General features: G+C 47.5%; 9 protein-coding genes and 1 pseudogene. 7 read left to right on the top strand and 3 right to left on the bottom strand.

What is annotated here, in order from left to right:
• Both NDI52_RS17845 and NDI52_RS17840 read right to left on the bottom strand, forming a co-directional pair.
• Positions 1–124, bottom strand: a pseudogene (locus NDI52_RS17845) (IS256 family transposase); the annotation flags it as partial.
• Positions 125–903: 779 nt separating this feature from the next.
• Positions 904–1,092, bottom strand: a complete 189-nt coding sequence (locus NDI52_RS17840; protein WP_347280063.1) for a M23 family metallopeptidase — start codon at positions 1,090–1,092, stop codon at positions 904–906.
• Between the two features lie 645 nt (positions 1,093–1,737).
• On the opposite strand from NDI52_RS17840, the gene NDI52_RS17835 reads away from it, so the two are divergent.
• From NDI52_RS17835 to NDI52_RS17825, 3 genes are all read left to right on the top strand, one after another.
• The gene (locus tag NDI52_RS17835) at positions 1,738–3,015 is read left to right on the top strand and encodes an EAL domain-containing protein (protein WP_199307955.1); all 1,278 of its coding nucleotides are present in this window, start codon (positions 1,738–1,740) and stop codon (positions 3,013–3,015) included.
• A gap of 499 nt (positions 3,016–3,514) precedes the next feature.
• Complete coding sequence (locus NDI52_RS17830) at positions 3,515–3,805, top strand: hypothetical protein (RefSeq protein ID WP_190774328.1); 291 nt, start codon at positions 3,515–3,517, stop codon at positions 3,803–3,805.
• A 310-nt stretch (positions 3,806–4,115) separates the two neighbouring features.
• Positions 4,116–4,550 carry a response regulator gene (locus tag NDI52_RS17825; protein ID WP_190774329.1) on the top strand — a complete coding sequence of 145 codons (435 nt, stop codon included), beginning with the start codon at positions 4,116–4,118 and terminating at the stop codon, positions 4,548–4,550.
• A gap of 102 nt (positions 4,551–4,652) precedes the next feature.
• Here NDI52_RS17825 and NDI52_RS17820 read toward each other — a convergent pair whose 3' ends face one another.
• On the bottom strand, positions 4,653–4,871 hold the full coding sequence (locus NDI52_RS17820) for a hypothetical protein (RefSeq protein WP_190774330.1): 219 nt from the start codon (positions 4,869–4,871) through the stop codon (positions 4,653–4,655).
• A 229-nt stretch (positions 4,872–5,100) separates the two neighbouring features.
• Between NDI52_RS17820 and NDI52_RS17815 the strand changes: the two genes are divergently transcribed.
• The 4 genes from NDI52_RS17815 to NDI52_RS17800 all read left to right on the top strand — a co-directional run bounded on the left by NDI52_RS17815 (position 5,101) and on the right by NDI52_RS17800 (position 8,695).
• Positions 5,101–5,523, top strand: a complete 423-nt coding sequence (locus tag NDI52_RS17815; protein WP_190774331.1) for a hypothetical protein — start codon at positions 5,101–5,103, stop codon at positions 5,521–5,523.
• 881 nt (positions 5,524–6,404) lie between these two features.
• Positions 6,405–6,629 (top strand): hypothetical protein, encoded by a 225-nt coding sequence (locus NDI52_RS17810; RefSeq protein ID WP_190789444.1) that lies wholly within the window; start codon positions 6,405–6,407, stop codon positions 6,627–6,629.
• 1,456 nt (positions 6,630–8,085) lie between these two features.
• On the top strand, positions 8,086–8,367 hold the full coding sequence (locus NDI52_RS17805; RefSeq protein WP_190774333.1) for a hypothetical protein: 282 nt from the start codon (positions 8,086–8,088) through the stop codon (positions 8,365–8,367).
• A gap of 154 nt (positions 8,368–8,521) precedes the next feature.
• Positions 8,522–8,695 carry a hypothetical protein gene (locus tag NDI52_RS17800; RefSeq protein ID WP_190774334.1) on the top strand — a complete coding sequence of 58 codons (174 nt, stop codon included), beginning with the start codon at positions 8,522–8,524 and terminating at the stop codon, positions 8,693–8,695.
• Positions 8,696–9,265 lie beyond the last annotated feature (570 nt).

Genomic DNA, 9,265 nt, shown 5'->3' with positions numbered 1-9,265 from the left:
GTCGTTTGCTCAGTTGTTTGAGTAACCCCGATTCGCCCAGAATATCCTCTGGCGTCTGACAGTCTGCCAACAGCTCATCGAGCATCTCATCCACGCGGTTAGTCTCTTTTTTCTTTCGTGCCATGATGCGGTCTCCTGAATTAAGGGGATTTTAGACCGCTTACACAAAATCCTGATCACTCTCTGAATTGTGCCATAAGCCATAGCAAGTTTTGTCCACCGGGAGGGCGATTTGAGAGCGATCGCTCTAGCCATTAATCCTCGCTTCTCACCAGCCCCAAGAAATCGCAAGCCAGAATTGCGAGGCAGGCTTAGCCATCGGTCCTATTGGAATTCAATTCGCTTTCAATGTTTTCCAAAGCATCCACCATCTTGAATGCAGGCACAATACGCCAACTTAACAACCCTAATTGCTGTCGTGTTTTCCCAGTAGCTGCTTCAATCCGTAGCAATAGACTTTCAAGCCGACTAGAATATGGGCTGCATTATAATTTGACCAACTCAAAAACTTGACAAACAACGGCTTTTAAGTCGTTAGAAGGGGTTGTCAGCTATTTAGAGATTAGACAAGAACAAGTAAGCGGAGCAACTAGCTAGGCGATCGCCTCACAGCGCTCTACCCCTACATTCTGTTTGTGTTGCTTGGGGCTCAATCTGCCCGAATGCTTGAGCACCCCTAAGTACCGGGAACGTGTTACTGGAGGAACTACTCTATAGTTACCTCCGGCACTGAGTTCGATGAGAATACCCAAATAAGAAACTCCGCTGAATAACGGAGGAAACGTTCCTTACTTCTTGAACGCGCTCTAACTTTATTGGATTGGATGTAAAAAATTTGTGCAACCAACGAAAGGGATACGCGTAGCAAGTGGGGAAAAGATTATTCACCCTGCTGTCATTCTCCTATGAGGGAAAGCGATTCACCTTACAGTGCCCTATCCCTACCCTCAGTTTGTGTTGCTTGCAGGTCGATGCTTCCGAAAGTTCGAGCCCCCTGGATGTCGAGGATGTGCTGCTGGGGTCTGCCTTGCCGTTGTCAGAATTTATCTCGAAATGTAGGTGAGGGCCGGTAGAGTTGCCTGTGCTGCCCATCAAGGCGATAAGGTAGCTGATCTGCTAGTAATTGTGAGTATTGCCACTACTCCTCCAATGGGTATCGGTTGTAAATCTCTTGTGCCTCCCGTGGAGTAACCTCCCACGTAGGAAATAGCAGATAACCTGGTCGAACTAGTCGCTTTGCAACAGGAAGGCTAATGCTTCTATACAAAAACCTTTCAGGAGAATTCGGACTCCAAACATCAACTTCGACCCCTGGCTCATTGGGATCAATCACAATCTGAAGGTCAGGTGGCATAAATTTTGAGCAGCAGCAACACAGCAGTGAAATACAACAGCATTCACTGGCGTCACTTTTAATACATGTTGAAAGGTGTTTCCTCTCTATCAATCTGACCTACCCTCTGAAGACTTGAGAGAGTAAGGCCGAATGATAGATTTCACTATTCAGTATAGATTAATACTGTGCTTTATGGATAAATACGTAGATACTGGCATGAAGGGATGGCCTCATGTACCCATAAGCGCCTATGAAGGGTTAGTTGCAGCAGAGGTGTGACAAAGAACCGTCTGAATGAAGACAGCTAAGAAGCTGAGATCCTTGTGTACTATCTACATAGTGTTCTCTAAGTGATGATAGGCAGCCGATGCGAGTCAAACTTCTGTTCTTGGAGATCTTAAATGGAAGCCCCAGACTCTTGCCTGTCAGTAGAGCGGCTATCATCAAACTCGACTGCCGTCCCAGATATCCTTTTAGCCCAAGCCCGAGAAGATGAAGCTTCCATTGCAAAAACCTTGCAAAACGTTTTAAGGCTGATTCGCTCTCATCTAGACATGGAAATCGCCTTCATCTCTGAATTTCGAGATGGAAGGCGTTTCTTTCGATATATCGATTCAGAGCAGGAAGAAACTCCAATTCAAATTGGAGACTCAAATCCTTTAGAGGAGAGTTATTGCCAGCGTGTTGTCGATGGACGTTTACCAGAGTTAATTACGGATGCTTTGCAATGTCCAGCAGCACTGGAATTAGAAGTCACTGTAGCACTGCCCGTTGGCGCACATCTCAGTGTTCCGATCTGTTTAGGAAATGGCTGTCTCTATGGTACCTTCTGCTGCTTTAGCCGTAAGCCAGACCCTACCCTGATGGAGCGCGACCTTTCCCTGATGCGAGCATTTGCAGAATTTGTCAGCCAGCAAATTGAGCAAGACCTTGTTGCAAACCAAACTCGCAATGAAGTCAGAGAGAGAATTCTTTCAATTCTGAATTCGTCAAGTATTGGCATTGTTTACCAACCCATTTACTGTGTCTCCCAGGCCCGTTTTATCGGTTTTGAATCCCTCACTCGATTCATGGCTGACCCACCTCAAGCCCCAAACGTTTGGTTTGATGAGGCCCAACAGGTAGGTCTGAGCGAGCGACTTGAAATGCTTGTGATTCACAAGGTTCTTCAGGATTTGCCTCAATTTCCTGACGATGTGTATATTACGCTCAACGTGTCTCCTGAAAATATCTTAAGTGGAGCAATTACCCGGTCTCTGGTAGACGTCCCACTGGAGCGGATTGTTTTAGAAGTTACAGAGCACGCGCCTATCGATGATTATGGAACCTTTGAACGTATGCTCTCCCCACTACGAGACAAAGGGGTACGATTGGCTGTAGATGATGCAGGGGCGGGATACGCCAGCTTCCGGCACATTCTGAATCTGAAGCCAGACATTATTAAGCTGGATATGAGCCTTACCCGCGATATACATCTAGACGCTGCTCGCCGTGCCCTTGCTACAGCTCTCATTACATTTGCTGGAGAAACGGAGAGTCAAATTGTGGCCGAAGGAGTTGAAACCATAGCTGAATTGGAAGTGTTAAAAAAACTGCGGGTTAACAAAGTGCAGGGGTACTTGATGGGCCGTCCTATGCCGAGTTCCGATGCAACTGTATTAGTGCAGGCGTCCAACTAAATTTCCGCAGTCCTAGTAAGCATTAGAGCAATGAGCTAGTGGGGTTAAGGCACAGGGGTGAATCCCTTCTTAAGACTTGGTAAATTAAGCGTGCCGCATCCTGAAGTTAAGCCCGTCTACGGAAAATTCAAGTGGTTGTGACATCCCGCCAAAACCATCTGAGGGGCGGGATTTTTTCTTTTTAGACAAGTGGTGGCGAACCCAGTAGGAGCGAAGTTTCTGTTCCTCTGCTGCGGTTCTAGGGGACATTCTGTGAGGAGAGGGAAGGGGTAGGAGAGGGCAGCAAACTAACTGAGGAGCATGTGCTAATTCGCTATGGGTCAGATGGAGAGGTTGTTGGACTCACAATCCTGAACGCCAGCAAGCGCTAGAATACCTGGAAATCTCAAGTGCCCCGCCACGACTGTGGATGGAAGCCGAGAAATTTTTCGCTGATAGCATCCAAAACCGATGCTCTCTCGTACAAGAAAAGTACAGCTGTGTCTGGAGTCGTGTTCTCATGAATGCTGACGACCTTCGGCAACGTTTACTTGAGTGCGATCGCTACATTCTTGAATTGCAGTATGAGCTTACAAAAACCTTGGAATATAAACAGGTATTACTGAAGCACCATGCTGCCCTGTCGTCCCATGAACAACCTGGCTCAGAAATTGACGCTAGACTTCGAGGGCTAGAGAAAGAAATAACTCGGGCAAGTACGACCTTGGAAAGGCTCCGCTCCAATATTGCTAGTTGCTCAGATTTACGGGCAAGCATGGAGCGTTCGTGCCCTTCAGATATTGATGGATGAAGCGTGCATGGCGATCGCCTCCATCAGGATGGAACTGACATATATTGGGGCTGGTCAGTGGCAGCAGGACTGCTAGGAATGCACCACTTAGGGGGCATCTGTCAGATTTATGCTCATCGTGTTTAGAGGTTGTAGAGCACGATGAGCATGAATGAATTTTGGGGAATATCTGGGGGGATAAGTTGGGGCGACCGCCTCAGTAGATCTGTCAAAAAAGATACCCCAACTTCCTCTTATTGAGCAATGCCCCTGCTCTAAGGAAACTGTAAACAGGAAGAAGCCCTCAATCCTCCCTTTGAAAGTGGTCCCTATGGTTCAGCAACCCGTTGAGAGTAAACTTGATCTTCAAGGGTTAAGGATTCTACTTGCCGAGCAGGACTGGAACACAGCTGAGCTGCTTCTCCTAATCTTGAAGAGTGCTGAGGCAGAAGTTGTTAAAACAGACTCAGCGTATGCAGCTCTGCATCACTTGCTAAACGAGCCTATAGATCTGGTCGTCTGTAACATTCAACTACCTGACATGCACGGCCATGAGCTAATTCAGCAAATCCGCTCCAGACCCGAGAGGCGCATCAACCAGATACCAGCGATCGCACTTATTCTTACGGTCAATTCGTACTCCTACGCAATTGCTGAGCGCACAACGACAAGCGCAGGTTTTGACCGATTCATTTCTCTACCCGCAGAACCAGAAGAAATTGTAAATACAATTCTTGCTCTAGCCGGAAAGGCCAAGGGGCAGTAGGGGCGTCATGCAATAGTGAATTCACCCCAGTATCATTAGTCAAGCGATGAGACTCAGGCAAGCTTAACTATCTTGTCAAAAGTTAACTCGCTTTCAATGACCTTAAGCATCCACCGTTCCAGATGCAGGTGGAGTACGCCAATCTAGCAGCCCTAATTGTTGTCGCGGCTTTCCAGTTGCGGCTTCAATCCGCTGCAATAAATTTTCGATGCGATTGTACTGGTATGTAAAATTTGCTCCAATCTTGATGCGACGTGATAGGTCACTCAGCGCTTCTACAAGGATTGCAGCATCTTGATCTGTTAGTAACAGGTCATTCATGATTATTTTGTACACAAACAAAGAAACACATCTAACAGTAGTTACAGAAGGCTGGATACAGGAGTTGTATGCACCTATACAACCTGCTGATGGAGGTTTTCTTGCTTAACTAAGAAATTGTGAGAATTCTGTGAGGCGATCGCCATCGTTTTCAAAAAAACACTCCTGGTGGAGTGGGCGGTTCTTGATCTCAGGTGTAACAGTACAGGAGGGGATATAACGACAGAACATGACTGAATTTAAGATGCTGGATGCTATCGCGGCTGAAATTGGTTCTCTTACAGTGGAGAATAGTAAATTTCGCCGAGAAATAGAATTACTTCAGAATGAAGTTGAATTGCTAAAGCAGCGGGCTACTGACGCTGACACAAATTTTGAGGCGATTAGGCAAGATGCCGGAAAACTGAGACAGGCGTTAAGTGAATTGCGTGCTAATGCTGCACAGCTTAGAGCCGATGCCGCGCAAATGAGAGCGAATAGAGCACAAGGTTTGGCTGATGAAAAGCAACAAGCAGCCGACCAAGATTTACAGCAACAAGATTCTTCCCAAATTACGTCTTCTCAGATAGAGGCAGACAAGGCTCAGGATTGGGCAGATCAAGCACAAGCAAGAGCCGATATTGCTCAAAGGAAAGCTGACGAGCCGCAGTGAAGCCCTAAGTTGATAGAACCAAGCCTGCGCAGGCGATCGCAGGGATTGGGCTCTAGGGCAACGACTTATATAGACTTATGTTTTTTGAAATTCTCACTTTCCTCAATGAAAAACCGCATCACTTTTGGGTGCAATGCATGGGGGGGGAACCAAAACTTATGAGGATTGTGCCCTAGGGTGCTGCTGGATGCGGGGCGATTGAACTGTGGTCCCTAGCAAAGGCAGAGAGTCGCGTTCAGCTTTAATTCCCATTTCGGATGCCTCATTCCATCCGCTCATATAAGACGGATCCTCTGGCAGCTGGGGAGATGGATAAAGGTCAAGATAATAGTCCACAAATCCTGTTGCTTCTCGGATTGCAGGTGGCTGAACACACAGACGCAAAAGGTATCTGTCCACATTAGTCATGTATCAATCATGCTCAATTCATCTCACTAAATTCATTGAACAGTAGGATTGTGAGAATCTTGTGTGCGTGGGCTGCGGCTTCATGGCGTTTTCATGTGAGGCGATCGCCTTCTCTGTTGACGATCAAAGCATCCGCCATCTGTGCATCAGACGGTGCATTCTTAGCGGATGAGAAAAGGCCCGCTGGCTTGTCACACTAGAAATGTGGCCCTGTTGATGACATCTACTTTAATGAACAATTCAAGATACCCTGCAACAAGTGTGGCTCTTAAGCTTGGTTATTACTTTTCCGTAAGCCATCGAGGGTATGGTCGGTATTATAATTTGACTAATATAAAAACTTGGCAAACGACGGCTTTCAGGTCATTAGAGGGGGTTGTTAGCTATCTACAGGTTAGACAAGAACAAGTAAACAGAGCAATCAGCTAAGCGATCGCCAAAAGAAAGCTCACCATCGAGGGGTGCGTGGATATTTGACCTGTGCTGCTGGCTTTGTCGAATGGCGGCGATCGCTAACGCCCCCCAATAAAAAAACCGCCCCTAGGAGGGCGGGCGGTTGTTTGTATCAGATTGTATCCGTCCTCATTATTCCACCGATGAAGGTCGCCCTCCACAACAGTTTGGCAGTGGATGAGGTCTTAGGTAGCAATCGCATCCATCAAAGCAAAAGCTTGCATCCTGTAGGCAATGCGGGCTGAAATCAAGACTATTGGGATTGTTGCACGAGTGGCTATCGCAAATACTCTCGCAGCAGCCCAACAAAAAGCCTTGGCAGCAAAGGCCAAGGCTTATCAGGTATGCTTTATTGCTCTATCATCCCACCCACACCGGGCACCGACCGACAGCAGAAACACTAATAGAGCGGCAGAAATTGTTGAGGGTGCTAGGTGGGGGTGCGGAGAATGCGAGTCAGTTGAACGATAGCAAGTTTAACGAGGGCGGCTCTCTGTTTTTAGATTTAACCCCTATTCTGTCAGCATCATCCCATCCACGCATATAGAATTCATCGTCGGGGAACCGAGGGGCTCCAAAGGAATCAAGGCAACGATCCATAAAGCCAGCTGATTTGCGACTGTGAGGAGGAAGGCCAACTGGCCAACCAAAGTTATTACTCATCTCAATATCACTCATCTTGACGACGGCAAAACTCGGTAGGTACTGGCTTAAGATTCCCCATTCGTCACCCATGTATCGGTTCGGTTGATGGGCGATCACCCACATAAAAGAAAACCGCCATCAAATTGACAGCGGCAACCCCTTCAAAGGTCTTGGCTTAGAATTCCCAGCGATCGCCCAGCGCCTAACTGTCAGGAGCGGATGTAGGGTTGATGAGCAGCAATTTATTTATTCTGAGTTCTAGCGCCCATCCCTTGAGCCTCATTCCACCCACACATATAGACTGCGTCATTAGGCAACCGAGGGAATGCAAAAGAATTCAGGTAATGATCTACAAAACCTGCTGATTTGCGGCTCCGAGGAGGAAGATCAGCGAGCCAACTAAAGTCACTCATCTCAACGTTATCCACTAGGAATGTACTCCAGATTACGGTTTTCCGAGTGAGAATATGGAGCGTGTTTCTACTCCTGTTTTGTACCAAAAACCCCCATTTTTTGCGGGGAATGCGGAGCAGAGGTGGAGGCTCCTAGCGATCGCTCAAGGCAAGCAAAACTACACACCACTGAAAGAAGTGCGGGAAGACCCGAAATGTATTTGGAACTATGCCATAAGGGAAAAAGCTAGGGCTGTCAGTAGAGGAGAGCAGCAGAGACACGCCCTTAGTAAAACCCCCAGCAACAGAGCTGGGGGAACCATTCGATTGATCTTGACTATATCTTCCCACTCTATCGAGCAGCAACTCTACAGCAGATCCACGAGGAAATTAGTGACACTGGCTGAGAATATGGGATTGCCTCAAATAAAAGCCGCAGTGCGGTGGAGTGCACGCAGCGTCAGTGCTAATCAATTGGATTGTGTCACAAGGGACGATCGTCAATAAAAAGCCCGCCTTCAATGGTGGGCTGAAATTTGACCTATGCTTACTGCTCGCATTGTTACATGTATGAGGCGAGCGGCCCCCCTGCCTGACCGTAGCAGACATTCGACCTGCTTCTTTTGTGCTAGATGTGAATATAGAGTCGATGGAAGTGATCCCTATGCTGCTCAATGCAACCAGACGCATGATCTTGAAGATTAAGACGGTAGCTCCCCTGATGCAGGGGAAATGGGAATTTCGCCACGGAGAAGAAGTTATCAAAGCTGAAACCCTGGATCCAGGGGTCGCTACCATCAAAGTTCCTCTGGTTCCTGGAGATGCCCTTGATGTAGAGGTACAAGTGGCAACCCAATACGACTACAACCACGAAGTAGTCTCCACGCGCTACACCATAACCAAGGTCAACGCTGTCCTATTGCAAGCAGCATTGGCCAGGGCATAAGAGCGATCGCTCTCACTATCTCACTTTGGAACTCCATAGTCCTTCTCAAAAGCCCCCAGCTTGCAGCATGGGGGCTTTTTACTGTGGTTGCGATCGCAATCGTATTGAAGACCACGTAAGATCCTGGTGAACTAGCAAAACGAAGGGACGTTGCATGAATGAGCAGATGAAAGGGGTAGTTGTAGGAGCCGTTTTTCTCCTTGCTACCACTGCATTTGTCTATGAGGGTATAGCTGAAGACAAGCAGCTATCAGAGCAGGTCATCTTGGTAACTTTGGCTGGCTTGGGTAGTTTTGGCGCTGGCTATGCACTTGGGAGAAGCTTTTAGGGCTGCGATCGCCCATGACCGCCGAGATGGCTAAGAATGCAGACGATTGGCTTTTGCGGGGAGCGATCGTCCCCACCCACACTATTTAGACCACTCCCCTCGGACAGAGATACTTTGGTGCAGAACTAGAGTTAGATGATGGTTATTAATAAATCTTTCGCTGTAAATACATGGATAACCTGCACCTGAATCTTGATGAGCTTGTGCTACTTGAATCAGCACTACTGAGCTATTACCAGGCTTGCAAGGAAGTCCACGGGTACGGTAGCAAAACCCTCGCTGTCTCAGCATTAGTCAAGAAGGTTCAGCAGAGAATTGACTTTGAAAAACAAGCATAGAGCGATCGCCACCGCCCGTAATAAAAAGCCCACCCCATGAGGAGCGGGCTGTTCTCTATACCAGGTGTATCTACCGTCATTCTCCTACCCATGCCCGTCACCTTCCACAGAAGATTCACCAGCACTTCAGCAAATAGGTAAGGGCGATTGGTGGAGGCGCAGAGAGCAGAAGAGATAAAAGAGGTGGTAGCAAAACTGGGCTATATTGCCGATCTCATAGAAGAGGACGATT

Source organism: Leptolyngbya sp. PL-A3 (assembly GCF_039962325.1).
Lineage (GTDB): Bacteria > Cyanobacteriota > Cyanobacteriia > Elainellales > Elainellaceae > Vacuolonema.
This window is presented reverse-complemented; position numbering and strand designations above follow the sequence as displayed.

Bases quoted from the DNA above. Each gene is read 5' to 3' on its own strand.
- NDI52_RS17840 (WP_347280063.1), bottom strand. From the start codon at position 1,092: ATGGGCAGCACAGGCAACTCTACCGGCCCTCACCTACATTTCGAGATA.
- NDI52_RS17835 (WP_199307955.1), top strand. From the start codon at position 1,738: ATGGAAGCCCCAGACTCTTGCCTGTCAGTAGAGCGGCTATCATCAAAC.
- NDI52_RS17830 (WP_190774328.1), top strand. From the start codon at position 3,515: ATGAATGCTGACGACCTTCGGCAACGTTTACTTGAGTGCGATCGCTAC.
- NDI52_RS17825 (WP_190774329.1), top strand. From the start codon at position 4,116: ATGGTTCAGCAACCCGTTGAGAGTAAACTTGATCTTCAAGGGTTAAGG.
- NDI52_RS17820 (WP_190774330.1), bottom strand. From the start codon at position 4,871: ATGAATGACCTGTTACTAACAGATCAAGATGCTGCAATCCTTGTAGAA.
- NDI52_RS17815 (WP_190774331.1), top strand. From the start codon at position 5,101: ATGACTGAATTTAAGATGCTGGATGCTATCGCGGCTGAAATTGGTTCT.
- NDI52_RS17805 (WP_190774333.1), top strand. From the start codon at position 8,086: ATGCTGCTCAATGCAACCAGACGCATGATCTTGAAGATTAAGACGGTA.
- NDI52_RS17800 (WP_190774334.1), top strand. From the start codon at position 8,522: ATGAATGAGCAGATGAAAGGGGTAGTTGTAGGAGCCGTTTTTCTCCTT.